Annotated in this window: 29 protein-coding genes; 16 read left to right on the top strand and 13 right to left on the bottom strand. The window is 71.0% G+C overall.

Going from position 1 to position 26,698, the window contains the following annotated elements; all coding sequences use genetic code 11:
• The first annotated feature begins 6 nt into the window (after positions 1–6).
• On the top strand, positions 7–798 hold the full coding sequence (locus tag AB0C02_RS21010; protein ID WP_357550340.1) for a DUF4184 family protein: 792 nt from the start codon (positions 7–9) through the stop codon (positions 796–798).
• 195 nt (positions 799–993) lie between these two features.
• Positions 994–1,470, top strand: coding sequence for a L,D-transpeptidase family protein (locus tag AB0C02_RS21015; protein WP_357550424.1), 477 nt, complete (start codon positions 994–996; stop codon positions 1,468–1,470).
• A 4-nt stretch (positions 1,471–1,474) separates the two neighbouring features.
• On the opposite strand, the gene AB0C02_RS21020 is transcribed toward AB0C02_RS21015, so the two are convergent.
• Positions 1,475–1,750 carry a hypothetical protein gene (locus tag AB0C02_RS21020; protein ID WP_357550343.1) on the bottom strand — a complete coding sequence of 92 codons (276 nt, stop codon included), beginning with the start codon at positions 1,748–1,750 and terminating at the stop codon, positions 1,475–1,477.
• Between the two features lie 434 nt (positions 1,751–2,184).
• Between AB0C02_RS21020 and tnpB the strand changes: the two genes are divergently transcribed.
• The gene (gene tnpB, locus AB0C02_RS21025) at positions 2,185–3,642 is read left to right on the top strand and encodes an IS607 family element RNA-guided endonuclease TnpB (RefSeq protein ID WP_357550346.1); all 1,458 of its coding nucleotides are present in this window, start codon (positions 2,185–2,187) and stop codon (positions 3,640–3,642) included.
• A 57-nt stretch (positions 3,643–3,699) separates the two neighbouring features.
• On the opposite strand, the gene AB0C02_RS21030 is transcribed toward tnpB, so the two are convergent.
• From AB0C02_RS21030 to AB0C02_RS21055, 6 genes are all read right to left on the bottom strand, one after another.
• Positions 3,700–4,401, bottom strand: coding sequence for a VOC family protein (locus tag AB0C02_RS21030; protein WP_357550349.1), 702 nt, complete (start codon positions 4,399–4,401; stop codon positions 3,700–3,702).
• 40 nt (positions 4,402–4,441) lie between these two features.
• Positions 4,442–5,305, bottom strand: coding sequence for a hypothetical protein (locus tag AB0C02_RS21035; RefSeq protein ID WP_357550351.1), 864 nt, complete (start codon positions 5,303–5,305; stop codon positions 4,442–4,444).
• Complete coding sequence (locus tag AB0C02_RS21040) at positions 5,302–5,664, bottom strand: PadR family transcriptional regulator (protein ID WP_357550353.1); 363 nt, start codon at positions 5,662–5,664, stop codon at positions 5,302–5,304. Before AB0C02_RS21040 ends, AB0C02_RS21035 begins: the two co-directional genes overlap by 4 nt.
• Before the next feature lie 69 nt (positions 5,665–5,733).
• Positions 5,734–7,815, bottom strand: a complete 2,082-nt coding sequence (locus AB0C02_RS21045) for a xanthine dehydrogenase family protein molybdopterin-binding subunit (RefSeq protein WP_357550354.1) — start codon at positions 7,813–7,815, stop codon at positions 5,734–5,736.
• 8 nt (positions 7,816–7,823) lie between these two features.
• Positions 7,824–8,810, bottom strand: a complete 987-nt coding sequence (locus AB0C02_RS21050; RefSeq protein ID WP_357550356.1) for a xanthine dehydrogenase family protein subunit M — start codon at positions 8,808–8,810, stop codon at positions 7,824–7,826.
• Positions 8,807–9,301 carry a 2Fe-2S iron-sulfur cluster-binding protein gene (locus tag AB0C02_RS21055; RefSeq protein ID WP_357550425.1) on the bottom strand — a complete coding sequence of 165 codons (495 nt, stop codon included), beginning with the start codon at positions 9,299–9,301 and terminating at the stop codon, positions 8,807–8,809. The genes AB0C02_RS21050 and AB0C02_RS21055 overlap by 4 nt, the downstream gene beginning before the upstream one ends.
• Positions 9,302–9,429: 128 nt before the next feature.
• Between AB0C02_RS21055 and AB0C02_RS21060 the strand changes: the two genes are divergently transcribed.
• Both AB0C02_RS21060 and AB0C02_RS21065 read left to right on the top strand, forming a co-directional pair.
• Positions 9,430–10,533: an XdhC family protein gene (locus AB0C02_RS21060; protein ID WP_357550358.1), complete on the top strand. Its 1,104-nt coding sequence runs from the start codon at positions 9,430–9,432 to the stop codon at positions 10,531–10,533.
• Complete coding sequence (locus AB0C02_RS21065; RefSeq protein WP_357550359.1) at positions 10,530–11,129, top strand: NTP transferase domain-containing protein; 600 nt, start codon at positions 10,530–10,532, stop codon at positions 11,127–11,129. The genes AB0C02_RS21060 and AB0C02_RS21065 overlap by 4 nt, the downstream gene beginning before the upstream one ends.
• A 4-nt stretch (positions 11,130–11,133) precedes the next feature.
• On the opposite strand, the gene AB0C02_RS21070 is transcribed toward AB0C02_RS21065, so the two are convergent.
• On the bottom strand, positions 11,134–12,096 hold the full coding sequence (locus AB0C02_RS21070) for an FAD-dependent oxidoreductase (protein WP_357550360.1): 963 nt from the start codon (positions 12,094–12,096) through the stop codon (positions 11,134–11,136).
• Positions 12,097–12,236: 140 nt separating this feature from the next.
• On the opposite strand from AB0C02_RS21070, the gene AB0C02_RS21075 reads away from it, so the two are divergent.
• Positions 12,237–12,758: a hypothetical protein gene (locus tag AB0C02_RS21075; RefSeq protein ID WP_357550361.1), complete on the top strand. Its 522-nt coding sequence runs from the start codon at positions 12,237–12,239 to the stop codon at positions 12,756–12,758.
• Between the two features lie 53 nt (positions 12,759–12,811).
• Entirely contained in the window at positions 12,812–13,441 is a 630-nt protein-coding gene (locus AB0C02_RS21080) for a DUF402 domain-containing protein (protein WP_357550362.1), read from the top strand.
• A gap of 5 nt (positions 13,442–13,446) precedes the next feature.
• Here the strand turns inward: AB0C02_RS21080 and AB0C02_RS21085 are convergent, their stop codons facing one another.
• The gene (locus tag AB0C02_RS21085; protein ID WP_357550365.1) at positions 13,447–16,260 is read right to left on the bottom strand and encodes a BTAD domain-containing putative transcriptional regulator; all 2,814 of its coding nucleotides are present in this window, start codon (positions 16,258–16,260) and stop codon (positions 13,447–13,449) included.
• 298 nt (positions 16,261–16,558) lie between these two features.
• Here AB0C02_RS21085 and AB0C02_RS21090 point away from each other — a divergent pair, with 298 nt between their 5' ends.
• Together AB0C02_RS21090 and AB0C02_RS21095 are read left to right on the top strand one after the other, a co-directional pair.
• Positions 16,559–16,972 carry a peptidase inhibitor family I36 protein gene (locus AB0C02_RS21090; protein WP_357550367.1) on the top strand — a complete coding sequence of 138 codons (414 nt, stop codon included), beginning with the start codon at positions 16,559–16,561 and terminating at the stop codon, positions 16,970–16,972.
• 14 nt (positions 16,973–16,986) lie between these two features.
• Positions 16,987–17,898 (top strand): hypothetical protein, encoded by a 912-nt coding sequence (locus AB0C02_RS21095; RefSeq protein WP_357550369.1) that lies wholly within the window; start codon positions 16,987–16,989, stop codon positions 17,896–17,898.
• Between the two features lie 258 nt (positions 17,899–18,156).
• On the opposite strand, the gene AB0C02_RS21100 is transcribed toward AB0C02_RS21095, so the two are convergent.
• The gene (locus AB0C02_RS21100; protein WP_357550370.1) at positions 18,157–19,254 is read right to left on the bottom strand and encodes a winged helix DNA-binding domain-containing protein; all 1,098 of its coding nucleotides are present in this window, start codon (positions 19,252–19,254) and stop codon (positions 18,157–18,159) included.
• A gap of 85 nt (positions 19,255–19,339) precedes the next feature.
• Here AB0C02_RS21100 and AB0C02_RS21105 point away from each other — a divergent pair, with 85 nt between their 5' ends.
• Positions 19,340–19,636, top strand: a complete 297-nt coding sequence (locus tag AB0C02_RS21105; protein WP_357550372.1) for a hypothetical protein — start codon at positions 19,340–19,342, stop codon at positions 19,634–19,636.
• A gap of 51 nt (positions 19,637–19,687) precedes the next feature.
• The gene (locus AB0C02_RS21110) at positions 19,688–20,116 is read left to right on the top strand and encodes an ASCH domain-containing protein (protein WP_357550374.1); all 429 of its coding nucleotides are present in this window, start codon (positions 19,688–19,690) and stop codon (positions 20,114–20,116) included.
• Here AB0C02_RS21110 and AB0C02_RS21115 read toward each other — a convergent pair.
• Together AB0C02_RS21115 and AB0C02_RS21120 are read right to left on the bottom strand one after the other, a co-directional pair.
• Positions 20,108–20,533 (bottom strand): hypothetical protein, encoded by a 426-nt coding sequence (locus tag AB0C02_RS21115; protein ID WP_357550376.1) that lies wholly within the window; start codon positions 20,531–20,533, stop codon positions 20,108–20,110. The two genes, AB0C02_RS21110 and AB0C02_RS21115, sit on opposite strands and share 9 nt — an antisense overlap.
• A 122-nt stretch (positions 20,534–20,655) precedes the next feature.
• On the bottom strand, positions 20,656–20,796 hold the full coding sequence (locus AB0C02_RS21120; RefSeq protein ID WP_357550378.1) for a hypothetical protein: 141 nt from the start codon (positions 20,794–20,796) through the stop codon (positions 20,656–20,658).
• Between the two features lie 221 nt (positions 20,797–21,017).
• Between AB0C02_RS21120 and AB0C02_RS21125 the strand changes: the two genes are divergently transcribed.
• From AB0C02_RS21125 to AB0C02_RS21140, 4 genes are all read left to right on the top strand, one after another.
• Positions 21,018–21,590 (top strand): TetR/AcrR family transcriptional regulator, encoded by a 573-nt coding sequence (locus AB0C02_RS21125; protein WP_357550382.1) that lies wholly within the window; start codon positions 21,018–21,020, stop codon positions 21,588–21,590.
• A 19-nt stretch (positions 21,591–21,609) separates the two neighbouring features.
• Positions 21,610–22,908 (top strand): NAD(P)/FAD-dependent oxidoreductase, encoded by a 1,299-nt coding sequence (locus AB0C02_RS21130; protein ID WP_357550385.1) that lies wholly within the window; start codon positions 21,610–21,612, stop codon positions 22,906–22,908.
• Positions 22,909–22,999: 91 nt separating this feature from the next.
• A complete protein-coding gene (locus tag AB0C02_RS21135) occupies positions 23,000–23,524 on the top strand; it encodes a SigE family RNA polymerase sigma factor (protein ID WP_357550389.1) in 525 nt (174 codons plus the stop codon).
• Between the two features lie 353 nt (positions 23,525–23,877).
• Entirely contained in the window at positions 23,878–24,894 is a 1,017-nt protein-coding gene (locus AB0C02_RS21140) for a hypothetical protein (RefSeq protein WP_357550392.1), read from the top strand.
• 50 nt (positions 24,895–24,944) lie between these two features.
• On the opposite strand, the gene AB0C02_RS21145 is transcribed toward AB0C02_RS21140, so the two are convergent.
• Entirely contained in the window at positions 24,945–25,685 is a 741-nt protein-coding gene (locus AB0C02_RS21145) for a PRC and DUF2382 domain-containing protein (RefSeq protein WP_357550393.1), read from the bottom strand.
• Positions 25,686–26,035: 350 nt separating this feature from the next.
• Here AB0C02_RS21145 and wrbA point away from each other — a divergent pair, with 350 nt between their 5' ends.
• A complete protein-coding gene (gene wrbA / locus AB0C02_RS21150; protein WP_357550394.1) occupies positions 26,036–26,653 on the top strand; it encodes an NAD(P)H:quinone oxidoreductase in 618 nt (205 codons plus the stop codon).
• Positions 26,654–26,698 lie beyond the last annotated feature (45 nt).

The following is a 26,698-nucleotide window of genomic DNA, read 5'->3' on the forward strand; positions in this document are numbered from 1 at the left end:
CGATTCGTGCCGCTGACCTTTCCCTCGCACCTGGCCCCGGTGCTGCCGCTGAAGCTGTGGCGACCGGCCTGGTTCGACGGCGTGGCGCTGGCCACCGGCGCGGTGGCCCCGGACGTGGGCTACCTGTTCACCGGCACCCGGTTCGATCTCGGTCTGCGGACCCACACCCTCGGCGGGCTGCTCTGGTGGTGCCTGCCCGTCGCGCTCGCGTACGCCTGGATCGTGCGCCGGGTGATCGCCGGGATCGCGGTGCACCTGCCCGGCGAGCGGCTCTTCGCCTGGCGCGACCACGCCGCGCTGGCCGGCGTCCGCCACCCCTGGCAGGTCACGGTCTGCTCGGCGCTGATCGGGGCGTTCAGCCACGTCGGGTGGGACCGGATCGCCCACAGCGAGCGCTGGCCGAGGCTGCTGGGGATCCCGGACTTCCACGCCGCGACCGGGATGCACTGGTGGCTGTTCTCGGACGTGGTCAACTCGCTGGTGGGCGCCGCCGTCGTGGTCGCCCTGGCGCTGCGGGCCGCCCGCCGGCACAAGATCTTCGACGGGATACGGCCGCCCGCGCCGGCGTCCCGGCCCGCCGCCTTCTGGGGCGTGGCGTTGCCGGTCACCGTGGTCGGCGCACTGGTGCTGCCCGGCCTGCCCGCCGCCGACGTTCCGGCGCCGGCCGGGGTGCGACTGCTGCACCTGGCGGCGCTGGCGCTGATCGTCGGGGCCGTCGCGGCCGGTAGCCTCGCCCCGACCCGTCCGGGTCGCGGGGGCGGTGATCGCCCCGCGGAGCAACAGCGCACGGCCGGCTGACCCGGTCGGGGCCCGTGCGAGGATCTGCCGCGTGAACCCGACCAGCGACATCCGGTTGACCACCCTGCCGCCGCACACGCGGCAGGCCGTCGTCGTCACACCGGGGACGGCTACCGCACCACCCACGCCACCCTGCGGACGTACGAGAAGGTTCACGACCGCTGGCGCCCGGCCCTCGCGCCGCTGCCGGCCCGGATCGGCGCCGACGGGTTCAGCGACCACCACGTCGAGGGGGTGCCGACCACGCCGACCGGCGTCTACGCCATCGGCCCCACCGTGTACGGCATCGCCGCCGACCCGGGCGTGCGCTATCCCTACCACCGGGTGGCCGTCGACGACTGGTGGAACGCGAACGCCGACTCCCCGCATTACAACAGCTTCCAGCGGTCGGCCACGAACCCGGGTGGACACAGCGAGGCGCTCTGGCAGGAAGACCCGGCCTACACGCATTTCGCGGTGATCACCTACAATATGCCGCCGAGCGTCGAAGCCCCGGTGCCCGGCGCCGGCAGCGGCATCTTCCTGCACGAGTTCACCAAGCCCGAGGGCAACCCCACGGCCGGCTGTGTGAGCCTGACCCACGACCATCTGGTCGCGGTGCTGACCTGGCTGGACCCGGACGCGTCGCCGCGCGTCGTGCTGAGCCCCGCCCAGCACGTCCACCGCTACTGACCCCTTACGCGATCTCGCCCCGGACGATCGCCACCGCCACCCGGCAGAACTCCTCCATGTCGGGCTGGAAACCGGCGGCGATGTCCGGGTGCAGGCCGGCGCGGGTCTCGTCGAGCAGTCGGCGGCAGACGTCCTCGACCGGCTCGCCCGCGTAGCTGGCACGGACCCGTTCGGTGGCCGCTTGCAGGGCCGAGGTCAGCTGATCCTCCAGCGGGCCGCGCAGTTTCCGCTGCACCGGATCGAGCCCGCTCGGCTCGAGCGTGACATGTGGCTCCGACACTGGCGCTCCCTTCCTCGGCGTCCGCCGTACCCCGCCGCGATCGTCGGTCAAACCATCGCCGGTACGGCGGCCACCCGGACCCGGAACCTCCTCGCGGTAACGATCCTGCCGAACCGGCGTGACGGCGGAGGTGGGTTCACGCGACAACCAACCGAACGGGCGGGCCGAGGTGGCCGCTCACCGGTGGGGGTTGGCAACAGATTGGGGTTTTATGGGCAGTAATAGTCGAACATTTCTATGTATTATGGGGGTGTGAAGCTCTCTGACTGGGCGCGCGAGCATGGCGTGACCTATCAGACTGCCTGGCGGTGGGTGAAGGACGGCAGGATGCCGGTCCCTGTCCGTCAGGCGCCGTCTGGTACGTGGATCGTGGAGGTGGCGCGGTCCGCGGCCGCTCGCGCTCTGGCCGCCGTGACCGTCCAGGAGCCGTCGGTGTGAGGAAGTTCGAGCCGCGGCCGGGTTTCGTGGTTCAGGCGTTTCGTTTCGCGTTGGATCCGAACGCCGGACAGGAGCAGCGGTTGCGGTCGCATTGTGGTGCGGCTCGCGCCGCCTACAACTGGGCCGTCGGCTGGGTGGTGGCGTCGTGGTGGCAGCGGAAGGCGGAGGCCTCGTACGGCATCGCCGAGGAGGAGTTGACGCCGTGGCGGCCGTGGTCGCTGCCTGTGTTGCGGAAGGTGTTCAACGAGGTCAAACATGCTGATCCGCGTTTCGCCGGCTGGTGGGAGGAGAACTCGAAGGAGGCGTACAACACGGGCCTGGCCAACGCGGCAGCGGGCTTCGACAACTACGCCCAATCCAAACGCGGGCAGCGCAAGGGCAAACGGGTGGGTATGCCCCGGCGCAAGTCCAAGCACAAGGCTCGGCTGGCGTGCCGGTTCACCACCGGCACCATCCGTGTCGAGGCGGACCGGCGCCACGTAACGCTGCCCCGGCTCGGGACCATCCGCACCCACGAGTCCACCCGCAAGCTTGAGCGCCGCATCGCCAACGACACCGCCCGCATCCTGTCCGCCACCGTCAAGTTCGACCGGGGTCGATGGTTCGTCTCCTTTCAGGTCGAGATCCAACGTGCCACCGGCCGGGCTCCAGCACGTCCAGGCGTGGTGGCGGGTGTGGACCTCGGGGTGAAGTGCCTCGCGGTGATCGCCGACAGCCAGGGCGAGGTGCGGTTCGTGCCGAACCCCGGACACTACGACGCCGCGCTCAAGCACCTCAAACGGTTCTCCCGGCGGGTGGCCCGCCGTCAGGGGCCGGACCGGCGCACCGGACGCACGCCGTCCCGGCGGTGGGCGGTCGCGAACGCCGAACGTAACCGCGTGCACCACCGGGTGGCGAACCTACGTACCGACGGGCTGCACAAGCTGACCACCGGCATCACCGCCGAGTACGGCACGGTGGTGGTCGAAGACCTCAACGTCGCCGGCATGCTGCGCAACCGACGCCTCGCCCGCAAGATCGCCGACGCCGGCTTCGCAGAGATCCGCCGGCAGGTGGAGTACAAAACCGCATGGAACGGCGGTCGGCGGATACTCGCCGACCGCTGGTATCCCTCCAGCAAGACCTGCTCGGCCTGCCGCGTAGTGAAAGCCAAGCTGCCGCTGCACGTCCGAGTGTTCACCTGCGACGCCTGCGACCTGGTCATCGACCGGGACGAGAACGCAGCCCGCAACCTCGCCGCCCTCGCGACGACAGAAACAACGGGTACCGGAGTGGCCGGAGACCCGGGCGCGCAAGCGCCGAAACCGCGTGGAGCCGACCGCAAGACCCGCGCCACCACCCGCGGCCGCAAGGCCACGGGTGGGCGGGCAGGTGGCGCAACCCTGCCGCACCAACGGCAGCAGGAGGAAACGCGAGACCGTCATCAGGACACCGGACCGCTCGCGCTTCGGTGACACCGTTACGGACCTTCCCAGCCGCAAGGCCGGGATTGCTGACATCCGGCCACGGAATCAGCAACGGCGTGGCGGGAAGGCGCAGAACTCGTTGCCCTCCGGGTCGGCCAGCACCCACCAGCCGGTCGTGTCGGTGGGTTCGCGTAGCAGGATGGCGCCGGCGGTGATCAGCGCGGTGACGTCCGGGCCGGTCAGGGTGACGTCCCAGTGCCACCGGTTCTTCACCCGCTTGCGGTCCGGCGCGGCGTCGAAGACCCAGCGTTCCCAGGGGAAGGCGTCCGCGCCGACCACCGAGGCGGCACCCTCGTCGGTGGTCTCCACCCGGCCGCCGACCACCCCGGCCCACCAGGTCGCCTGGGCCACCGGGTCGGCGCTGTCGACGACCACCTCGAAGGCGCCGGGCCGGGTGCCGTCGCGGGGCTCGAACGCGGAGAACTGGTTGCCCTCCGGGTCGGCCAGCACCCACCAGCTGATCTCCGCGTCCGGCTCGCGGACCAGCCGCGCGCCGGCCGCCAGCAGCGCGGCCGGTGCCGGGTCGGCGAGGCGCAGGTCCAGGCGGACGCGGGTCTTGCCGGTGCGCGGCTCGGGCACGGTGTTGACCCAGATCGACTCGGCCGTCACGGTGCCGCCCCGGGGATCGATCCGGGTGTCGCCGTCGCCGGTGTCGACCAGTTCCCCGTCGAGGATGCCGGCCCAGAACGCGCCGAGCCGGTGGGCGTCGGCGGCGTCCACGCAGAGGTCCTTGAAGCGTGCGATCATGTGCCTCACTATGCCGGCCACCTCCGGCAGGCGCGGACCGCTACGCCGGGACGAGGCGTCGGGCCCGGAGCGCACCGGCCGTGAGTAGCGCCGAGCCCACGATCAAGTAGATCGGGGCCGCGAGCATCAGCGTCGACGCGGAGACCACCAGCTGCGGAATCAGCGTGAGCAGCAGCAAGCCGAGCCCGATGGCCGGTCGCGGGTCGATCACGGCACCCCAGGTCAGGCAGAGCGCGAGCATGATCAGCGCCCCGAACAGTGTCGCGAGGCTCTGACTGAACAACGGTAGGAGCGTCGAGGCGAGGACGAGCAGCGGGATCCCGAGCACCCAGCGCCATGGTCCGGTCGCCGCGGGCCGGCGCAGCAGCGGCACCGACAGAGCGATCACCGGCAGCCACCAGCTGGCGAGTTGGAACGCGTAGACGTTGTCCCAGGTGTCATTGATGGGGGGAATCATGGGCGGCACCGGGGTGAGCAGCACCAGCGCGATGCCCAGCCGGTGGCGGGCGGACAGCAGGGCCAGTGCCGCGGCGCCGGCGAGGGCGCCTGTCACTATGGATCCCCACATCAGCTGCCAGGAGACCGACTCGTCGGTGGGTAGGTCTGCGCTGGCGAGCGTCACCCGCCAGATCCCCAGAATGATCTGCCAGGCCAGCATGAGCACCAGTGCCGCTCGCGCGCCGTCGAGCCAGGCGCTTGCCGTCGAGTGCAACTGGTCGACGCCGGCGCGGACGCGTATCCCGGCCAGCAGCAGTGCCCTGGCTTCCCGTGGTGCCGGCCACTGCTGGCCGGGATGGCTCAGTTCCATCAGGGTGCTGATCAGTTCCTCGCCGCGCTCCCGTTGGTAGGCCGGAGGGTAGGCCCGCAGCAGTAGCCGGTACCGGTGTTCCAGCATCGCGTTCATGCGGGCCTCACCGCCGGTCGCGTCGCGGGGCGAACGGTACGTGCGGCCGGGCGGGAGACGACCAGGCTTGCCGCCTGTGCCATGCGGTCGGCCTCGGCGCGGACGGCGGCGCCGCCGGAGACCGTCAGCGCGTAGTACCGGCGGACGCGTCCGTTGACCGTCTCCTCGTGGACGGCTTCGACGAGCCCCTCGCGGGCGAGTCGGTCGAGGGCGGCGTACAGGGTTCCGGCGGCCAGGCGTACGCGTCCGCCGGAGATCTCCTCCGCCCGCTTGATGATGCCGTGCCCGTGCAGCGGGCCGTCGAGCAATGTGACCAAGAGGAAGTACGTCGGTTCGCGCATTGCGGCACTGGCAGCCATGCATGCAACATACTAAGATCATCTTAGTTTGACAAGGGTGCGGCGGGCCGAGGTGACGGGCGTGGCCGGTCAGGCGGAATCGGCGTGGGGCAGTCGGTCCAGCAGCTTGTCCAGCCGAACGGGCAGGTCGCGGACCCGGATGCCGGTCGCGTGGTGGACCGCGTTGGTGACGGCCGCGGCGCTGCCCACGATGCCGATCTCGCCGATCCCCTTCACCCCGGCCGGGTTCAGCTCGCGGTCCTCCTCCGGCAGCCAGTACGCCTCGATCCGCTCGACGTCGGCGCAGGCGCTGATGTGATAGGTGGCGAAGTCGTGGTTGACCCAGTCGCCGTACCGCTCGTCGAGCAGGCCCTCCTCGTGCAGGGCCATCGACACGCCCATGGTCATGCCACCGATGAACTGGCTGCGGGCGGTGGTCGGGTTCACGATCCGGCCGGCGGCGAAGACCCCGAGCATCCGGTTGAGGCGGATCTCGCCGGTGTCGACGTCGACGCGCACCTCGACGAAGTGGGCGCCGTAGGCGTACCGGGGCCGGGCCGGCTGCGCCCGGATCTCGTCGGCGGTGCTCACCTCAACGGTCAGCCCCTCGGCCGGCACCGTGCCGCCGGCCGGGATCCGGTCGCGCAGCCCCTCGCAGGCGCGGATGACCGCCCAGCTCCAGGATGCGGTACCCATCGAGCCGCCGGCCACGCCGGCCGGGGGCAGTGCGCTGTCACCGATCCGGATCGTCACCCGGTCGCCCGGCACCGCCAGGGCGTCGGCGGCCACCTGCCACAGGGCGGTGCGCGCGCCGGTGCCGATGTCGGTGGCGTTGATGCGTACCTCGAAGGTGCCGTCCGGGGCGGCGGTGGCCGTGGCGGCGGCGGCCCGGGCTCGGGCCGGGTAGCTGGACCCGGCGACCCCGGTGCCCACCAGCCACCGCCCGTCGCGGCGGACGCCGGGCCTCGGGTCGCGGCCGGCCCAGCCGAACCGGCGGGCCCCCTCACGTAGGCAGGCGACCAGGTTCCGGCTGCTGAACGGCTGTCCCTGCTCGGGATCGACCGCGGGGTCGTTGCGGATCCGCAGCTCGACCGGGTCGACGCCGCACGCGGTCGCCAGCTCGTCCATCGCGGACTCCAGCGCGTACGCGCCGGGGCACTCGCCGGGAGCGCGCATCCAGAACGGGGTCGGCACGTCCAGCCGCACCAGGCGGTGGGTGGTGCGCCGGTGCCGGCCGGCGTACATGCTGCGGGTGTAGACGGCGGTCTGTTCGGCGAACTCGTGGATCGTGGAGGTCTGGCTGATCGCGTCGTGGCAGACCGCGCTGATCCGGCCGTCGATGTCGGCGCCGAGCCGGACCCGCTGGATGGTGGGGGTGCGGTAGCCGATCGGGCCGAAGAGCTGCTGCCGGGTCAGGGCGAGCCGGACCGGCCGGCCCACCTGCCGGGCGGCGAGCGCGGCGAGCACCACCGGCGCCTTGGTGATCCCCTTGCTGCCGAAGCCGCCGCCGACGTGTTCGGTGATCACCCGGACCGCCTCGGTGGGCAGGCCGAACAGCTCCGCGACGGTGGCCTGCACCGGGGACGAGCCCTGGTTGGAGTCGTGCACCAGCAGCCGTCCGTCCTGCCACTGGGCGGTGGTGGCGTGCGGCTCCATCGGGTTGTTGTGGTAGGCCGGGGTGCGGTAGGTGGCGTCGACGCGGATCTCCGCTGCGGCGTAGCCGGCGTCGAAGTCCCCGTCGGCGGTGTCCGGCGGGTAGCCGGGGTTGACCTTGTCCGGCCGGTACAGGCCCGGGTGGTGTTCGGTCAGGACGGTGCTGTGCGCCTCGGCGTCGTAGTCGATGCGGACCAGCCGGGCGCCCTCCCGGGCCGCCTCGAGGGTCTCGGCCACCACGACGGCGATCAGCTCGCCCCGGTAGTGCACGCTCGGGTCCTGCAGCAGGAACAGGGTGGCGTCGACGCCGGGCGCCAGCCGCGGCGCGTGGCCGTGGTGCAGCACGTCGAGCACTCCGGGCACGGCCAGCGCCGGCGCGGCGTCGATGCGGGTGATCCGGCCCCGGGTGACGCTCGCCGGCACCGCCCAGCCGTAGGTCACGTCGTCGGCCGGGAACTCGACGGCGTACCGGGCGGCTCCGGTCACCTTGTCCCGGCCCTCCAACCGGGTTTGCGCCACGCCCACGCTCATGGCTGCCCGGCCAATTCGGTCAGCGCCCGTACGGTGAGGTTGCGGATCAGCGGCACCTTGAAGGCGTTGTGTGCCAGCGGACGGGCGGCGGCCAGTTCGACGTCCGCGGCGCGGGCGGCCAGTTCGGGGGTGAACGGCTGGCCGCGCAGGGTCTCCTCGGCGCGGTAGGCCCGCCACGGGCGGTGCGCCACCGCCCCGTACGCCAGCCGGACGTCGCGGACCACACCGCCGGACAGGTCCAGGGCGGCGGCCACCGAGCCGGTCGCGAAGGCGAACGACGCCCGGTCGCGCGCCTTGTGGTACGCCGACCGGCGGGCCAGCGGCGACGGCGGCAGGCGTACGGCGGTGATCAGCGCGCCCCGGGGCAGGGTGGTCTCCTGCTCGGGCCGGTCGCCGGGCTCGCGGTGCAGGTGGGTGAGGGGGATCTCCCGGGGGCCGTCCGCCGCGTGCGCCTCGACCACGGCGTCGAGCGCGACTAGGGCGACCGCCATGTCGGACGGGTGGGTGGCCACGCAGTGCTCGGACCAGCCGAGCACGGCCAGGTCGCGGTTCTGGCCGTGCCGTGCCGCGCAGCCGGTGCCGGGCTCGCGCTTGTTGCACGCCTTGGACGTGTCCTGGAAGTAGCCGCAGCGGGTGCGTTGCAGCAGGTTGCCGCCGGTGGTGGCCATGTTGCGCAGTTGACCGGAGGCGGCGGCCAGCAGCGCCCTGGTGAGCACCGGGTAGTCCCGTCGGATGACCGGGTGGGCGGCGAGGTCGCTGTTACGCACGTTCGCGCCGATGCGTACGCCTCCGCCGGGCAGCGGCTCCACGGTGTCCAGCGGCAGCCGGGTCACGTCGACCAGCAGGTTCGGCCGTTGCACGCCGAGTTTCATCAGGTCCACCAGGTTGGTGCCGCCGGCCAGGTACGCCGCCTCCGGCTCGGCGTCGAGCAGGGCGACGGCCTCGGCCACCTCGGCGGGCCGGCGGTAGCGGAACGGCCTCACCGGGCCGCCGCCTCGCGGACCGCGGCCACGATGTTCGGGTACGCCGCGCAGCGGCACAGGTTGCCGCTCATCCGTTCCCGGATCTCCGGGTCGGTGAGCTGCACGGGCGCGGTCAGGTCTTCGGTCACCGCGCTCGGCCAGTCGCGGCCCACCTCGTCGAACATGCCCTGGGCGGAGCACAGCTGCCCGGGCGTGCAGTAGCCGCACTGGAAGGCGTCGTGGGCGATGAAGGCGGCCTGGATCGGGGCGAGGCCCTCGGCGCCGGCGAGCCCTTCCACGGTGACCACCGTGCGACCGTCCAGGGTCACGGCCAGGATCAGACAGCTCTTGACCCGCCGGCCGTCGAGCAGCACCGTGCACGAGCCGCACTGGCCGTGGTCGCAGCCCTTCTTGCTGCCGGTCAGGCCGAGCCGTTCCCGCAGGGCGTCCAGCAGGGTGGTCCGATTGTCCAGCGTCAGGTCGTGCTCGACTCCGTTGACCGTGAGCGTGATGCGGGACGACCAGTCGCCGTCCGCTGGTTTCCCGCTCTGCCTCCCGCTGCGCACCGCGTCAGACTACCGTTGACCGCGACATACGCCCGCAAATCCGGGCAGAAGCCCGAAACGATCGGTGGAGCGGCATGCGCGAGGTCCTGGCCGCGGCCCACGACTGGCAACGGCGAAGGATCCCCTTCGGACTGGCGACCGTGGTGGCCAGCAGCGCGGGCAGCGTCACCGGCCCCGGCGACCTGCTCGCCGTCGACCCCACCGGCGACGTACGCGGAGGCATCCCGGCCGGCTGCGTCGAGTCGGCGGTGCTCGACGCGACGACGGAGACCCTGCGCACCGGCCGGACCCGGCTGGCCCGCTATCCCGTCGGCGACGACGGCCCCTGGCCGGCCCGACCCGGCTGCGCCGGGACCGTCGAGGTCCTGCTGCGCCGGGTGACCGCCGACGACCCCACCGCACGCGCCCTCGCCGCACTCGCCGGCCCCGACCCGGTCACCGTCGCGACCACGGTGGGCGGCCGCGCACCACTCGCCGCCGAACTGCTGATCCGGCACGACCGCACCGAAGGCACCCTCGGCGCTGCCAGCCTCGACCGATGGGCCGCCGACCAGGCGGCCAAGCTGCCGGCCGGCGCCACCGTGCTGCGCCACGGCCAACGCCCCGGCGTGCGGATCCTGTTCCAAGTGGCACCGGCCGCACCACGAATGCTCCTGTTCGGCGCCACCACCGTCGCCGCAGCACTCGCCCGGATCGGCGCGGACCTCGGCTACCGGGTCATCGCCTGCGACCCCCGACCCGCATTCGCCACCATCGCCCGCCTACCCGACGCCCACGAGGTACACCGCGCCTGGCCACACCGCCTGCTGGCCGCCACCCCGACCACCCCCGACACGGTGCTCTGCCTCCTCGGCCACGACCCCCGCTACGAGATCCCGCTACTGCGCACCGCCCTGTCCACCCCGGCCGGCTACCTCGCGGTGCTCGGCAGCCGCCCGGCGCACCAGGCCCGCCTGGCCCGGCTGCGCGCCGACGGGATCCCCGAAGCGCACCTGGCCCGGCTACGCGCACCGGCCGGCCTCGACCTCGGCGGACGCAGCCCCACCGAAACCGCGCTGGCCATCGCCGCGGAGGTGATCGCCTGGCGCCACGGCGGCACCGGCCGGCCACTGTCCGGGCTGACCGGCCCGATCCACGCTCCCCACCCGACCAGCCTGCCCGCCGTGGCCGCCCGATGACCGTGGCCGGGCTGCTACTCGCCGCCGGGGCCGGACGCCGGCTCGGCCAGCCCAAAGCGCTCCTCGAATGGGACGGCGAGCCACTCGTCCAACGGGCCGTCCGGCTGCTGCGCTCGGGCGGCTGCCACCCGCTGCACGTCGTGATCGGCGCGGGCGCCCGCCGGCTACCCCCGCTGCCCGACACCGTCCCGGTACCCAACCCGCGCTGGCGCGACGGCCTCGGCAGCTCACTGCTGCGCGGCCTGGACTCCCTGCCGGACACCGCCGACGCGGTCGTCGTGGTGCTCGTCGACCAGCCCTGGCTGACCCCGACGGCAGTGCGGCGGGTACGCGCGGCGTACACGGCAGGCGCCGCCGTCGCCGTGGCCACCTACGCCGGCCGGCCCGGCCACCCCGTGCTGCTCAGCCGCGCCACCTGGCCGCTGCTCGCGCCGCACGCGACGGGGGACCGAGGCGCCCGCGACTTCCTCCGCGCCCGGGCCGACCTGGTGACCCGGGTGCCCTGCGACGGCTCACCCGCCGACGTGGACACCCCAACCGACCTCGCCCGCGCCCGACGTCGTCACGCGTCCCGGCATGACGGACCTTGCGGCTGAGCGGTCAGCCGCCCAGAGCGAGGTCCGCCACCTCGGCGGCGCACCCCCAGGACAGGGTGACCCCCGCCCCACCATGGCCGTACGCGTGCATCAGCCGACCGCCCGACGGGCCCGCCGGGGCCGGATCCAGCTCGACCCGGGGGCCGCCGTGCCGAGCCGGACGCAACCCGATCCGCTCGCCGAGCACCGGCGCGTCGGCCAACTCCGGCACCAGCGCGACGCAGCGACGCCGGATCGCCGCCGCCGTGTCCGGGTCGGGCGCAGTGTGCCCCACCCCCGGCTGGTACGTGCCGCCGAGCACCACGTCGTGCCGGCGCGGGTGCACGTACGTGATCCCGGCCGGATCGTCCTCGTCGCGCACCGAGACGGTCAGCCCCGGATTCGCCACCAGCACCAGATGCCCACGCACCGGGTGCACGGCCGAATCGGCGGCGAGCCGGCCCGCAGCCAGCCCCGTCGCGTTGACCACCACCGGAGCGGTCTCGAACGCATCCGCGAGCCGCCCCACCCGGCGGCGCAGCAACCGCCCGCCGCCCGCCTGCAGCCGCTGCCTCAGCCAGGCCAGGTACGGCGTCATCTCCACCGTCGGCGCGGTGAACCGTAGCAGCGCCGTGTACGGCGACTCCGCCGGCTCGGCCACCAGGTCCCCACACGCCGCCGCCCACCACGGCGGGCCGGCGTACGGGTGGCGCAGCAGCATCCGGGTCGGCCGATCGACCACCCCCGGCACGCCCTCCGCCGCCTGGCGGCTCAACTCCGTGTGCGTCTGGGCCGCCCAGCGCAGCACCCGCGGGTCCTCGTCGGCGTGGCTCGGGTACCAGACCGCGGCCGCCACCGTGGACACCGTGTCCGTCGGGTCGTCGGCGGCCAGCACAGTCACCCGCGCTCCCCGCTGCTGGAGGGTGACCGCCGCCGTCATGCCGATGACCCCGCCGCCGACCACCACTACGTCCGTCGCTGCCGTCATCGTCCGCTCCCGTCGCTCGTGCCGTTGGCCTCGGATCATTGCCGCTCCGGGGGCCGGTGTCCAAGATGGATCGGACGTGGCCGGCAGCGACCTTTGCCTATACTCCGTGCACGAAGGGCGGGCCCTGCACCGACAGCCGCGTGGAGCGCAAGGTGATCACCGGATACGACACCGTTTTCATCACCGGGGCGCCGGTCGATGCCGGCGTCCGCGCGATGCTGGACGGTCTGTCTCGCAATTGGCCGGAAATGTTGGTCGCGCTGGGCGGATCGACCCTCGGACCGTTCGCTCCATGGTCGAGCATGCGTGACCTGGTGCCGGCGGGCAGGGGAGAGGTGTACGTGGTCCGCGACCCGGTGATGAAGGAGCGCTGGGACGATGTCGGCTACTCGCTCATGGACGGCGGCGAGGGCCCGTTCGCGGTGCTCTACCGGCCGTCTCCGCAGCCGGCGATCGAGGTTCAGCTCCATGAGGATCCGTACGATTTTGGGCTGGGAATCGGCTTCGAGCCCTATTCGGCGACGCTGGTCACGGCGGGCCTGTCACTTGTCACCGTTGTGGCGCCGGACGACGAAAGTCCCTTCAGCCGGGGCCTGCTCGACTCACTCAGGCAAGCATTGATCAGCAAAGCATCGACGGTGCCGCCTGCCTTGACCACCTAACGAACGGTCGCTTGGGTCGGCGGCATCGACCCAAGGCGGGCTACGCTGCTGCGATGCGGTTCGAGCCGGGAAAGATCATCAATCGCCGCTATCTGCGCGGACGGTGGTGTACTTGGGTGCAGCCGATGCGCGTCATCGCCGACAACGGGGATGGGCTGCTGCTCTGGCATCCTGTCGGCAGTGACTTCGCCTCGCTCGTCGATGCGGACGGCAAGACGCAGCACGAGGTCACCATCGATCAGATGCGTGACCCGAAGCTGACGGTCCTGCCTTGGCAGACTTACGACATTCTGGTCCTCATGCCGCCGCAGGCGGCGTACTCGGTGTGGTGGTTCTTCCGCGATGGTGCCTTCGACGGCTGGTATGTCAACCTCGAGACGCCGTACCGCCGGCAGCCCGACGGCGTGGACACCACCGATCTCGTCCTCGACATCGTGGTGGACCCGGACCGGCAGTGGGAGTGGAAGGACGTCGACGAGTTCGACGGGTGCATCGGCAACCCGCTCTATTTCGACAGGGCTGCGGCCGACAGCGTCCGCGCCGAGGCAGAACGGCTCATCAAGCTGATTACTGCAGGCGATTTTCCCTTCGACGGCACCTACACGGACTTCCGTCCTGACCAGCGTTGGCCGAAGCTGCGGCTCCCGGCAACCCTCGACCCGCAGCCGGGCCTGGCCGAATAGCGAGACTAAAACGAGGCGGTCTCGTGGAGTTTGGCACGGAGACGGCAGGCATCGGGGTGGTCGAGATCCGCCAATATCTGTAGGGCGTGGGTCCAGGCGGACCCGGCAGATTCAGACTCGCCAGCGGCGAGACAGGCGTCGCCGAGACGGGCGAGGGTTTCGGCCTGCAGATATCGCTCGCCGGTCTGGCGGAACAGGTGCAGGGCCCGGTGATAGCAGTCGATGGCCTGGTTGTGGTGGCCGAGACGGTGGTGAACGTAGCCGAGGCTGTCCCAGGTGTTGGCTTGGCCGTGGCGATCGCCGAGTTCGCACATCAGCGTCAGGGCCTGCTGGCAGTAGCCGAGGGCCTGGTGATAGTTGCCGAGAAGGGCGTGACTCCAACCGAGGGCGTTGAGTGATTCCGCGTACCCGGTTTTGTGCCCGGCCTCGGTAAACAGGTCGATCGCCTCCTGGATGTGACCCAGGGCCTCCTGGTGGCGACTACGGTGGGAGAGACTGAACCCCAAGCCGTGATGGGCGCGTGCCTGCCCTACCAGATTGCCGAGTTCACGGTGGAGGGCAAGGGCTGCCCGGAGGTGGGTTTGGACGTCGTCGTGTCGGTGTAGCCGGGAATATGCTCGGGCAAGACCAGCGTGGGCGTGCGCTTGCCCGCTTCTGTCGCCGAAACGCTGCGCGGTTTCCAGCGCGATGTGTTGAATGCTCGCTTGGTCGTGCCAGTGCCCTTGCCGGCTGAAGTAGGTGTTGAGTGTCCAGGCCAGTTTCCAGGTGTAGGCCCCGAATCGGGTGTCGGCGGTCCGCTGTATTGCCGTCAGCAAGGCGCGGTGCTCGGCGACGAACCAGGCCATAGCCTCTGCGGGACTGGTGAAGACCACCGGTGCGACGCCGGCGCAGGGGGCGGCAAGGGTGAGCGTCTCCCGGGATGGCTCCAGCATCCGGGCGGCGGATTGGGCGGTGTACAGGTAGTGGTCAAGAATCCGTTGCTCCGCGCTTTCACGTTCTGCCTGAGTGTCGAGGCTGGCGACCAGTTCGACGGCGTATGTGCGTAGCAGGTCGTGAGCACCGTACCGGCCGGCGGCGTTTTCGGTGAGGAGGTTGTTGTTGACCAGTTCGGTGAGTAACGCCCGCGCTTGCCGTATCGGTATGCCCATCATGCTCGCCGCGGCAGGCACGGTGATATCGGTGCCGGGGTGTAACCCCACCAGCCGGAACAACCGAGCCGCAGGGGTGCTGAGCGCATGGTAGGACCAGGAGAAGACCGCGCGTACGTTGGTGGTCGGATCGCTGCCGGCGAAGGCGTCGAGGCTGTCCCGTGCCTCGCGTAGCTCCCTGGCCAGTGTCGACAGGGTGTGCCCAGGGCAGGTGGCCGCGCGGGCGGTCACCACAGACAGCGCCAAGGGGAGGCGCGAACACGAGGTGATCATCTCGTCGGTGGCGTGGGGTTCGGCCGAAACCCGAGCCTCACCCAGGCGGCCCGCCATCAGATCCCGCGCTTCGGTATACGCCAGTTGGTCCAGCCTTACCGGTACGGCGCCCTCGGCAGCGATCAGGCCGACCAACGCGTTGCGGCTGGTCACGACGACCAAACACCCGGCCGCGCCGGGTAGCAGCGGGCGGACCTGCTCTGCGTCTCGGGCGTTGTCCAGCAATATGAGCATGCTCTTGTCGGCGAGCAGGCTGCGATACAACGCGGCTTGCGCGTCCAGTTGGGCCGGGATGCGTTCGGGTGCCACGCCGAGGGCGCCCAGAAAGCCGTGCACCGCTTCGGCGGGGCCTATCACCTGGTCGGCGGGGTCAAAGCCGCGCAGATTCACGTACAGATGCCCGTCGGGGAATCGGCTGGCGGCAGAGTGTGCCCAGTGCACTGCCAGCGCCGTCTTGCCGACCCCTGCGGTTCCGGACACCACGACGATCCGCATCGCCGTTGACGCCTGCCCGGATCGTCCCGGCAGCAGGGCGTCGAGGTGCGCCAGGTGCGCGGCGCGACCGGTGAACCCCGATACGTCTGCGGGCAGCTGAGCTGGCACGGGCTGTCGTCCGGCTGCCGGTCGCGCGTCTCGGTCGCGTGGTGCCTCCATGTCGCCACGCAGGATCGCCTGATGTAACGCCTGCAGTTCAGGCCCGGGATCGACGCCGAGTTCGTCGGCGAGCCGGCTGCGGATCCTTGCGTACTGCCCCAGGGCGTCGGGCCCTCGCCCGGCGGCGTACAGCGCGCGCATCAACACGGCGGCCAGGGACTCCACGAGCGGATACTCGCCGACCAGTTCGGAGAGGCGACTGATCACCGGTTCAGGGTTGGCCACCCGCAACTCTGCGTGCGCCCACGCGACGGCCGCGTCCGGGTACTGCTGCCACCAGCTCTCCCGGATCCGCGCGGCCCACGACCCGGGTAGTCCGGCCAACGGCTCGCCTCGCCACAGCGTGAGTGCCTCCCGCAGCAACAGCACCCGGTGCGGGTCGGGGCATTCCGGCTCGCGGGACTGGCGGAGCAGGCCGCGGAACCGTTGCATATCGACGTGCTCGGCGTCGATGTCCAGCACGTACCCGCCGGGGCGCAGCAGCAGTCGGGACGGAGCACCGGAACCCTCGCCCGTGAGCCGCAGCAGTCGTCGTATCCGCGCGATGTGCGCGTGCAGCGACTGCCGGGCTCCCTGCGGCGGCGTGTCTCCCCACACCCGGTCCACCAGGGTCTGCGGCGTCACCGGCTGCCCGGCGTCCACCAGTAGTGCCGCCAGCACTGCCCGCTGTTGCGGCTGTCCGGCCGGCAGCCTGCGTCCGTCGGCCCAGACCTCGACCGGTCCCAGCACCCGAAACTCGACCACATCGCCCCCTCATGCGGCACTCCGTCGCCACCCACTCCACCAACGCATCGATCGACGAGAATCTTATGAGGTCGGGTCGGTGCTGCGAGCGACGCTGTGGGGCGCGCCAAAACTTGACACAAGTGCGAAGCCCTGCGGATGCGGCTTCGGTCCCGCGTCATCGCCATCGCCAACGCCCTACATCACATCGATGCACAAGAATTCGACAAGGCGTTGACCCAGCACCACTGGCGACCCTGTAGCCACGCATCGGTTGGTCGAACACCGACGATCAATCCGGCGAGAAGAGAGGGAGATCATGAAGAAGGTGCTGCAACGATCCGCGGCGGCAGCAGCGGGCGTGGTGTTGGCGCTGGTCGGCCTGGCGGCGCCCGCGTCCGCCGGTGACCGGTATGCGGGATGCCCGGCGAGCTACTTCTGCGTGTGGGTCAACTCCGACTTCAACGACGGTCCGGGCAAGTGGCAGAACAACGAGGCCAACTACGCCAACTACGGTCACGGCACCTGCCCGTCGGGCACCTGGTCCAACTGCGTGTCGTCGGTCTTCAACAACGGGCAGAACTGCGCCGTCACCTTCTACGACGGCACCAACTACACCGGCGCCTTCTACTACCAGTTGCCGCGCGGCAGCTACCTCGCGAACCTGGCCTTGGACAAGTGGAGCGACGGGACCAGCCCGAACGACAAGATCAGCTCGCACAAGTGGTGCTGACGGTTCGACAGTCGATGTCCCGGATGCTGTCCGTGGCCGTCGGTCTCCTGGTGCTCGTCTGCGGGAGCGCCTGCGCCCCGCGGGCGGGCACCACCGGCGTCCAGGAGTCAGGACTCAGCGCCGACGCGCTGGACCTGCTCACCACCTCCGGCGACTACCCGGCGCGTAAACGGGTGCTGGACATGGCTGAGGAGAAACTGGTCGAGCGGTGCATGACTGCGCGTGGGCAGGTCTACTGGCCGATCACCTCACCGCCGATCACCACGTCAGACGAGGAACGCGCGGTTGACCTCCCCCGGCGTCGCGCAGAGGGCTTCGGGTTGACCGGTGGAGCGAGGCCGCCGAAGGCCGGGCCGAACGACACTCAGCCGGCGTTCCAGACCGCCCTGTTCGGCGATACCCGGCACTACCAGGACTTGAAGCTGCCCAACGGCAACGTCCTCTCCTATCCGGCAAGTGGGTGCGTGGCCGAGAGCCGGGCGGCCCTCTACACCGACGTCCGGCGTTGGGCCCGCGTCGACGCCATCCCTCAGGTTGTCGGCAACAAGCTCAGGGCGCAGACCACCGATGCCCCGGAACTGGCGGAGGCCCGTTCCCGCTGGGTCTCGTGCATGGCCGCGGCGGGTTACCCGTACCCCAAACCAGAGGCCGCGGTCGACGATCTGTCGAACGCCTACCAGCAGCATGGCGAATCTGCCGCCCTGCGACGACGGGAAGTCGCAGTGGCCACCGCCGACGGAGAATGTGCCTTACGTGCCCATGTGCCGTCCGCCGAGCTCGCGCTGCGCCGGGCCAGGGCGTACGCCCTGCCGGCCGCGCAACAGCGGGAACTGAACGACCTGGGTGCGGTGCACTGCGTGGCCTACGAGGAAGCGCAGCGTGTGGTTGGGGAAACCGCGACCGCCCATCCGTGCCTGAAGAAATGAGATCTGACATGGGGTACGCCCAGGGCCCCTTGCCGGGGCCCTGGGCCCGCGCCCTCATCAGAATTGCGGCGTGGATACCCGGCCGTTTAGGGCCGGGAGGAAACGCCGCTCCCTCCCCTCGCTGATCGTCTTACATGGACGGTTGCTAGCGCCGGCTCCCGCACGGTGCAGGTCGCCGCATCCCTCGCCATGATCAGCCACCCGGACCTCGTCACCGACCTCATCAGGAGCGCGGCCAACGCCACCACCTGAAGATCCTCAGAGACGCAGAGGTAGACCGAGGTAGCGGGCGTACTCGGCCAGGGCCGCTTCCACGCGGGACTGGAGCGCGGCGTCGAACGGGGCCAGCGGGTGCACGGTCACCGCGACGGCGTTCTTGCCGATCGTCCGCCTCCAGGTGCCGACCACCCGGCCACCGTGCACCACGGTCGACTGGAAGACGCCGTTGCCGCCGGGCACGACGGCCGCCGCGTGCGCCGGGTCGAGCATCAGGGTGCGGTCCTTGAAGCCGAGCAGATACTCGTCGAAGCCGGGGAGCGTGTGCACGTCGTCGATCGGCTCGCGGGGCGCGTCGAGCAGGGCCGCGTCGACCAGAGCCTCGGTGCCGTCGACCTCGACGGCGGCGAGGGCGTCGCCGGCCACCGCGATGCCCCGTTTGGCGTCGGCGACGGTCAGACCGGTCCAGCGGGCGAAGTCGTGCCGGGTGACCGGGCCGTGGCTGCGCACGTAGCGCGCGGCGAGCAGGCCGAGCGCCTCGTCGCGGTCGGGGCGGTGCGGGTCGGGCACCCACTCGTCGAGCAGGGCGAACGTCTGCTCGGTGCCGATGTGCGGGGCGATGCAGACGACGCCGCGCAGGGCCGCGTACAAGAGCAGGTGGTAGCCGCGCTGCCCGACGGTGTCGATGCCGGCGGCGTTGAGCGTGGCCAGGCACTGGGCGCGGGTGAGCCGGCCGCCGCCGGCCAGCGGGCCGCCGAGCACGTCGGCGGCCCGGTCCGCGTCGGCTTCGGTGAGGCCGAGCTGGGCGCGGCGGGTGGCGGCGGCGGTCAGCGTGCGTACGCCGGTCACCGCCAGCATCCAGCGGGCGTCCCGGGACGGCACCAGGTGGACGGTGCCGCGCATGGGCCAGGTCCGCAGCGCTTCCCGCCGCTCCAGCGCCGCCTGCACGTCGGCCAGGGTGCGCCCCGGCAGGCGTACGCCGAGCGACCAGAGGCCGCTCGCGGCGTCCTGGGCCTGCATGGCGCCGAACCATTCGACGACCTCGGCCACGGTGTCGGGGCGGGCGTGCGGGTGGGGCCGCAGCAGCAGGCTGGCCATCCGCAGTGCCAGCGCCTCCGCGCCGGTGAGCCGTACGGGCACGCCCGCCTCCCGTGGTTGGTGGACGGCCAGCATAGGCGGGCCCCACGACATCCTTCCGGCGTCGGCCTCGTGAGAACCTGTGTCGATGAGTAGTGACATCGCCCTTGAGGTGAGCGCCCTGGCCATCAACGTCACCATCCCGGACGGGCTCCGCTGGACCGACACCCGACGCGGTGAGGAGTTCACGCTGACCACACTCAACGTCCGGCTGCTCCCGGACGGGCGCCTCGCGGCGAAGGCGTACGGCCGGCCGACCGCTGGTGGCCGCGGCACGTACGTCTCCTTCCCCGTGCCCGACCGGCCCGAGCTGGTGGCGCTGGTCAACGAGGCCGCCATCCGCGCCGGCGCGCTGTGGGCCGCCCACCGCGGCCTCACCGGCTGATCGACGAGGACCGGAGTGCGCTGGATCACGGACCTTCGTTAGCCTTCTCCGGTGACCGCGGATCTGCCCACGTTCGAGTTCGCCTTCCCTGGTCCGCTGCGCGACAAGCTGGTCGCTGCCGTGCTCGATGGGACCAAGACCACCACGACAGGCCTGCTCCAAGACTACGAGATCGAAGGCGAACCACTACCGGTCGCGGGTGCCCGAGCGGCGGTGGTCGATTCTGCCGGTCACCGGGTGGCCGTGATTGAACTGACCGAGGTGCGGGTCTGCCGGCTCGGCGACGTGGACCTTGACCACGCCCGGGATGAGGGCGAGGGGCATGACTCGGTCGCCGCCTGGCGAGCTGGCCACGAGGAGTTCTGGCACGGGACGGACTACCGAGGGTGGCTGGGCAATCCCGGCTTCACCGTCGACGACGATACGCCAGCCGTGTTGGAGCGGTTCCGGCTCGTCTCGACGCGGCTTCCCTCACCGTGACTGGACGGTCACCCGGTAGTTGATCTCTACGAGTGCGTGGAAAGCCACCGGCGTGTGGAAGGTGAGGTGTAGCCACTGGTTGTCGCCACCTCGCGGATCAGGCGCCACCGCCGCCCGTTCATCACACGCCCCGAAGTGAACCTGACTGAGGCTGCTATGACTGGTGCTCTTGAACCGGCGGAGGCCCAGCTCCACCCCGAGAGCAGCGGGCGGTTGCGAGTACGGTGCGCTGTCCGGCAGGAAGAACGACACCTGCTCAAGCTCGTCAACGGTGCCGATCCAAAACCCGGGACGCTGGACGAGGGCGACGTAGCCGCTGTAAATGGTTGTCCGTACCGTTTCCCCGGTCGCCGGATCGGTGCCATCGATGAAGACGCGTGGGCACGGCACAACAGCGCGGATCTCCAAGCGGTGCACACCTGGAGGCTAGCCACCTCCCGCCAGCGCGACCTCCCACCCGCGTGGCTGGTCAGGTTGCGGGCGGCAAGCGACAGCCGGTCGCGGATCTGGGCCAGGGACAAGAGCGGGCGCGGTCATGCTCAGGCCACCCCGAGGGTGATGGCGAGCTGGGTGATCGTCGCCGGGGCGTCCGGGTCGCGGGTTACCCGTGCGACCACCTCCCGGGCCGATGGCCGGTGCCGTACCTCAGCGGGCGCGATGCCGTCGGCCTGCACCAGCATCCGAGCCGCGTTGGCGGGGTCGTCGGTCTGGAGGTAGGCGCGCGCCGCGTTGATCAGGTGCGCGGCCCGGTGTTCGATGGGCAGCCGGCGCGTTGACGGTGATCCTTACATCACTCCGGCAACGATTCTCAACGCGACACGCAGCCACCACACCGGGATTGACTCCGTGCTGACGCGCCTGCTATTAATCCACCAACTGCTTGGTTGATTAAGGAGCGTGTATGGCGGCGGCGCGACGAGGCAGACCGCCGGCCGGTCCGGAGCGCCGGGACGCCTTGGTGCGTGCGGCCTACCAGCGCTTGGCCGCGGGGGGATTCGAGGGCTTGCGGATGCGGGACGTGGCCGGTGAGGTGGGCATCGACCACTCGACGATCCATCACCACTTCCCCACCAAGCAGGAGCTGGTGGTGGCGGTCGTGGACCACGCCACCCGGCAGTTCTGGTCGACCACGCCGCCGGTCGGCAGCCCGGTCGACCGCCTTCGCGGCCACCTCGCCACCCTCTGCCAAGAGATCGTCGACCAACCCGAGCTGCACGTGGTGTTGCGCGAGCTGGACCTGCGTGCGCGGCGCGACCCCGAGCTGCGGGAGATCATTGCCAGCCGCGAGGAGGGCTGGCGGAACTCACTGCGCGCGCTGCTGGCCGGTGCCGCCGCGGACGGCGCGCTGGCACCAGGTGTCGATCCGGCCACGGGGGCCGAGCTGATCATCGCCGCAGTCAAGGGCGCGAGCCTGACCGCCGACCGCGCCGGTGATGTCCTCGGGCTTCTTGACCGACTCCTGATCCCCGCCTGACTACTGGAAGGGACATGTTATGTCCACAAGCCCGCTCCGGGTGATCATCGCGGGCGGCGGCATCGGCGGCTTGTGTCTCGCGCAGGGCCTGCACGCCGCCGGGATCAGCGTCGTGGTCTACGAACGTGATGCCGCGCCCGATGCGCGGTTGCAGGGGTACCGGCTCAACATCGAGCCGGTGGGTAGTCGGGCGCTACATGACTGCCTTCCCGCGCACCTTTGGGAGATCCTGGTGGCCACCGCAGGGGATCCCGGGCCCGGCATGGGAGTGTTCACTGAGCGCCTGCGGCTGCTGATGCGGGAGGACGACCCGCCTGCGGGGCTTTCCCGGTCCGAACGGACACACGCGGTCAGCCGGATCACGTTGCGCCGGCTGCTGCTCGCCGGCCTGGACGGCATAGTCCACTTCGGCAAGGAGTTCACCCGCTACCGACAGAACGCCGACGGCACGGTCACCGCCTTCTTCGCCGACGGCACCTGCGCAACCGGCGACCTACTGGTCGGCGCTGACGGCGCCCGCTCACGGGTGCGGCGGCAGCTCCTGCCGCATGCCAAGCAGCGCAACGCACCCGGCGTCGGCATTGGCGGCAAGCTCCGGCTCGACGACAGGACGGCTTGGCTGCCCGAGGAGATGACCAGCACCAAGAACATGATCCTGCCGAAGCGGGACTTCCTGTTCACCGCGGTGTTCCGGCGTCGGGAAGGTGGCGACGCCATCGAAGCGCGCGTCGGCGACCAGTTGCGGGCCGCCGGCCTGGACCCGGATCTCGTCGTCCAGGACACGAAAGACGACGACTACGTCATGTGGGCCTACGTCGCCCACCGGCGTGCACTGCCCGCCGAGGCGACCGGCAAGCACGGCCAACGGCTGCGCGACCTCGTCGTGTCCCGCCTGGCGGGCTGGCATCCCGACCTGCGCGAACTGATCTCTCAGACGCCCCCGGACACCGTCGAGCGGTTCGACTTCGCCGCCGCCGCGCGGGTGAAACCCTGGGCCACCACGAACGTGACCCTCCTCGGCGACGCGATCCACTACATGCCACCGGTCGGCGGGCTCGGCGGCAACGCCGCGCTATACGACGCCAACGCGCTGCGCCGCGCGTTGATCACAGTAAGTCGAGGTGAGTGGGAGCTACTTCCCGCCATCGCCGAGTACGAGCGCGCGATGCTGAAGCACGGCTTCGGCGCGGTGCGGGCCGCGACCATGTACCTGCACCTGGCCACCTTGCGCAGCCATGTGATCCGGGCGACCGCGCGGATGTTCTTCCAGCTGTGCGGCAAAGTCCCATCCCTGCGCCGCGCCGTCTTCGCGGAGTGAGAAACGGTGCGTCGGCCGGGCGCCGCGACCGCGGTCGCCGTACCTCCACCCGAGATAGCGTCCGCGAGCGTGTAGGTGCAAGGAGGTGCTGGTGGATGACTTCGAGGTATTCGTGAGACAGCGGTCGGCCGCGCTCGCACGTACCGCGTACCTGTTGACCGGCGACCGTCACCTCGCGGAGGACCTGTTGCAGGACACGCTCGCGCGGGTGGCCGAGCGATGGTGGGCGGTCGTGCGTGGCGGCGATCCGGAGCCGTACGTGCGTCGCATGCTCTACACGCGTGCGATCGACGGCTGGCGACACCGCCGCCGGCATGCGGCGGCTACCGCTGCCGTGGCGGAGCGGCCCGAGCTTCAGAGCCCGAGTGACGACGCCGAGATCATCGCGCGACGACTCGTCCTTCGCGACGCGCTCGCTCGCCTGACCCCGCGCCAACGCGCGGTGCTCGTGCTGCGGTTTTACGAGGACCACACCGAGGTGCAAACCGCTGATCTGCTCGGCTGCTCGGTCAACACGGTGAAGTCCCAGACCCGCCATGCCCTGAGCCGGCTGCGCGCCGTGGCACCTCACCTGGCCGAGACGTTCGACCGACCCAGCCCAGTGGAGACCCCATGAACGCCCCGCTGCGCGACGCCCTTGACGACCTCGTTACCGATGTCGCAGCACACGTCGCGCCGCCCGATCTCGGCCCGCGCGCCTGGCGCGCGGGCCGTCGTCGGCGCGCACGCCGGCGGTTCGCCCTCGGCACGCTGGTCGCCGCGGCCGCGATCTTCGCCGTCGCGGTCACCCCGTTCGCCGGCCAGTTACGGTCGCTGTATGTGACCGCCGACGCCGAGGGCCGCGGCGTTGGCGGGTATCCGGAGCGGATCCCACATCAGTGGTGGACAGGCACGCTGCCCGACCGCCCTGGACCGGTGGCTAGCCTCGTCAAGGCTGGGCCGGACCACGGCCCCGACGCCTGGTACGCCGTGGCCGAGACCGGCCGTCGTTGGCGGCTGCCGGCGCCGCCGACCGGTTACGACAACTACCCGGCGATCTCCCGCGACGGTCGCCGCATCGGGTATCTGCGCGGCGACCACGGACCCTACGTGATCCACGATCTTGTCACCGGTACGCGGACGGAGATCACGGCCGTCGGCGGTCGCGGCGGGCCGTCCATCACCACGCCGTACGTCGTCGAAGAGCAGTCCCCGTCGTTCTGGTCCCCGGACGGCCGCTGGCTAGCTCAGCACGGAGTCCAGCGCGATGAGCCGTGGGGCGCGGTCGTGTTGGGCGTGGATGGCTCGGTGACGTTCGTTCGAAACGGCGAGGGCGACGGGTACAAAGGGTTTCTCGCGGGCTGGGTCAACACCGATGAACTGCTCTGGGTCAAGATGTCGCGCTCCGGCGACACACCATCCGTCCCCGACCTTGTCGCCACCGTCACCGGGCTCGACGGCCAACCGCGTCGCACCATCACGCTGAATCGGTCGTCCCCCTGGCTGGGTGAATCATTTGCCGGACAGTGGACCGCAACGGTCTCCCCGGACGGCCGTGAACTGCTGATCGTCGAACAAGACGACTTCGCTGGCATCGTCCGCCGATTCTCACTTCTCGACGGCCACGAAACGGCCGGCCCTGCTGCGGTGCCCGACCTGAACATGCCGTGCGCCGCCGGCTGGGCGGGCTCCACACCGGCCGTACCCATCTACGACGATGTCGCTACCACCGCCGTCCTGCGTGACGGGGAGCCTCGTACGCTGGTGGCGGTTGAGCCCGAAGTCGGCGCGAAATGTTTCCTCTGGGCCGCGGACGCCCTCTCCGGCAAGGCCCACGGCGGGCTGCTACTGGGCACGTCAACCGCATGGTGGACCTGGTGGCTACGAGAAGCGGCAGCCGCGTCGCTGCTTGTCGGAGGCGGAGGGTGGGCTGTCCGGCGGTGGCGTCGCAGTCGCCGGCAGGTGGCCGCGCCGCGCGTGAACGAACCAGGAGCAGCCACCACGTAGCCGGCTGGCCGGGCGGGCGGGTCGGTGCCCGCCCGGCCGGGGTGTCGTCGTCAGTCGGTGTGGCGCGGCTGCTCCGGCACGTCCGCGTCGATCACCTCCCGCTGAACCTGCCCGTGGACCGGCCGCTGCTTGACGACCTCGTGGCTGGTCAGCCGGACCCGTTCGACCGGGACCCGTTCCTTGACCGCCACCGGGTGCTCGGCGTGCAGCACCAGTTCGCGCTCGTCCTCGCCGAGCTGGGGCCGTATGTCGCCACGGTTCGCGGCGGTGATCGGCTCGCGTTCGACGGTCACCTCGTCGTGCTGGACCGGCACGGTGGTGTGGACGTTCTCGGTCACCACCCGTTTGCGTAGCCGTGCCGTGGCGACCGGCTCGCGTTGGGTGCCGACCCGCAGCCGTTCCTCGGAGCGGATCATCTCCGGTGCGGCCGTCGCCTGCTGTGGTGACGGCTCGGGTCGTAGGGCCGCGCTGCGCGCGGGCAGCTGGTAGTGCCGGTAGAGCTGGGTGAGTTGGTCCACGCCCAGCGGTAGGTCGGTGTCGCTCTCCACGGCGGGGGCGCTGCGGACGGTGGACCTGTCGTACGGCATCCGCACCCGGCCCTCCTGCAACCGGGCGGTGTGCAGCGGGGCCATCGACTGGTGGCGGCCGGGGATGCCGGTCCGCACGCTGACCCAGGTGGGCTCGCCGGCGGCGTCGGCCCAGACCTGGCCCACGCTGCCGATCTTCGCGCCCGAGCGGTCCTGGACGTCCTGCCCGTACAGCGAGCGGATCTGCTGTTCGGTCAGTCGCATGGTTCGTCCTTCCTCTCACGGGTCTTGGAGAGGATCCCCGTCGGGGCGGCGGGCATGCCGGGGAAGTCGGACGAATAGGAGGAGCGGGAGCGGATGGCCTGATCGCGCTGCGCCGGCGGCGCTGCCGACGTAGCGCGATCCCCCGTTCAGGTCCGTGTCGGACGAGGTCTGCCTGGACCCGGTGCGTCCAGGATCCCCTGGTGCCCGATTCGGATCGGCGTTTCGGCGGGGAACTTGCGCAAATTTTGAGCCCGGGGGATCCGTTCTTGAGAAGGGTGCGCGGGGGTGTTTGCGCAGGTGAGCAACGGGTAGGCGCCGGAGCTGACCCGACACCGAGGGGGAAACGTCTGATGGCTGGCCAGGTCAACGTCGCGGTGATCTACTACAGCGCGACCGGCATCACGTACCAGATGGCGCAGGCGGCGTGCGAGGCCGCCGGGGAGGCCGGGGCGGAGGTGCGCCTGCGTAAGGTGCGGGAGCTGGCGCCGGACGAGGCGATTCGCTCCAACTCGGGTTGGGAGGCGCACCGGCTGGAGACGCAGAATGTGCCGGAGGCGCAGCCGGACGATCTGACCTGGGCCGATGTGGTGATTTTCGGTTCTCCCACCCGGTACGGGCTGATCGCTGCGCAGCTCAAGCAGTTCATCGACACCACCGGCCCGTTGTGGGCTCAGGGCGCGCTGGCGAACAAGGTGTACAGCGCGTTCACCTCGACGGCCACCTCGCACGGTGGCCAGGAGGCGACGTTGCTGTCGTTGTTCACGGTCGTCTACCACTGGGGCGGTCTCGTGGTGACTCCCGGCTACACCGATCCCAGCCAGTTCGTCGCCGGCAACCCGTACGGTGCGTCGCATACCAGCAACAACGGGGAGATCGCTCCGGACCATATCGCCCTGGCGGCGACCGCGCTGACGGCGAAGCGGGCGGTGCAGGTGGGTGCCGCGCTGAAGCGGGGTCTGGCCGGTTGAGCTTGGCGACCGGTGGTCCGGGTGAGCCACCCGGGCCACCGGTCG

The sequence above is a fragment of the Micromonospora sp. NPDC048999 genome (assembly GCF_040649295.1).
Classification (GTDB): domain Bacteria; phylum Actinomycetota; class Actinomycetes; order Mycobacteriales; family Micromonosporaceae; genus Micromonospora.

Coding starts and splice junctions, on each gene's coding strand:
- AB0C02_RS21125 (WP_357550382.1), top strand. CDS start 21,018: ATGGCGGCGGCGCGACGAGGCAGACCGCCGGCCGGTCCGGAGCGCCGG.
- AB0C02_RS21095 (WP_357550369.1), top strand. CDS start 16,987: ATGTCCCGGATGCTGTCCGTGGCCGTCGGTCTCCTGGTGCTCGTCTGC.
- AB0C02_RS21130 (WP_357550385.1), top strand. CDS start 21,610: ATGTCCACAAGCCCGCTCCGGGTGATCATCGCGGGCGGCGGCATCGGC.
- AB0C02_RS21090 (WP_357550367.1), top strand. CDS start 16,559: ATGAAGAAGGTGCTGCAACGATCCGCGGCGGCAGCAGCGGGCGTGGTG.
- AB0C02_RS21035 (WP_357550351.1), bottom strand. CDS start 5,305: ATGAACGCGATGCTGGAACACCGGTACCGGCTACTGCTGCGGGCCTAC.
- wrbA (WP_357550394.1), top strand. CDS start 26,036: ATGGCTGGCCAGGTCAACGTCGCGGTGATCTACTACAGCGCGACCGGC.
- AB0C02_RS21120 (WP_357550378.1), bottom strand. CDS start 20,796: ATGCTGGTGCAGGCCGACGGCATCGCGCCCGCTGAGGTACGGCACCGG.
- AB0C02_RS21040 (WP_357550353.1), bottom strand. CDS start 5,664: ATGGCTGCCAGTGCCGCAATGCGCGAACCGACGTACTTCCTCTTGGTC.
- AB0C02_RS21065 (WP_357550359.1), top strand. CDS start 10,530: ATGACCGTGGCCGGGCTGCTACTCGCCGCCGGGGCCGGACGCCGGCTC.
- AB0C02_RS21105 (WP_357550372.1), top strand. CDS start 19,340: ATGAGTAGTGACATCGCCCTTGAGGTGAGCGCCCTGGCCATCAACGTC.
- AB0C02_RS21080 (WP_357550362.1), top strand. CDS start 12,812: ATGCGGTTCGAGCCGGGAAAGATCATCAATCGCCGCTATCTGCGCGGA.
- AB0C02_RS21145 (WP_357550393.1), bottom strand. CDS start 25,685: ATGCGACTGACCGAACAGCAGATCCGCTCGCTGTACGGGCAGGACGTC.
- AB0C02_RS21060 (WP_357550358.1), top strand. CDS start 9,430: ATGCGCGAGGTCCTGGCCGCGGCCCACGACTGGCAACGGCGAAGGATC.
- AB0C02_RS21030 (WP_357550349.1), bottom strand. CDS start 4,401: ATGATCGCACGCTTCAAGGACCTCTGCGTGGACGCCGCCGACGCCCAC.
- AB0C02_RS21070 (WP_357550360.1), bottom strand. CDS start 12,096: ATGACGGCAGCGACGGACGTAGTGGTGGTCGGCGGCGGGGTCATCGGC.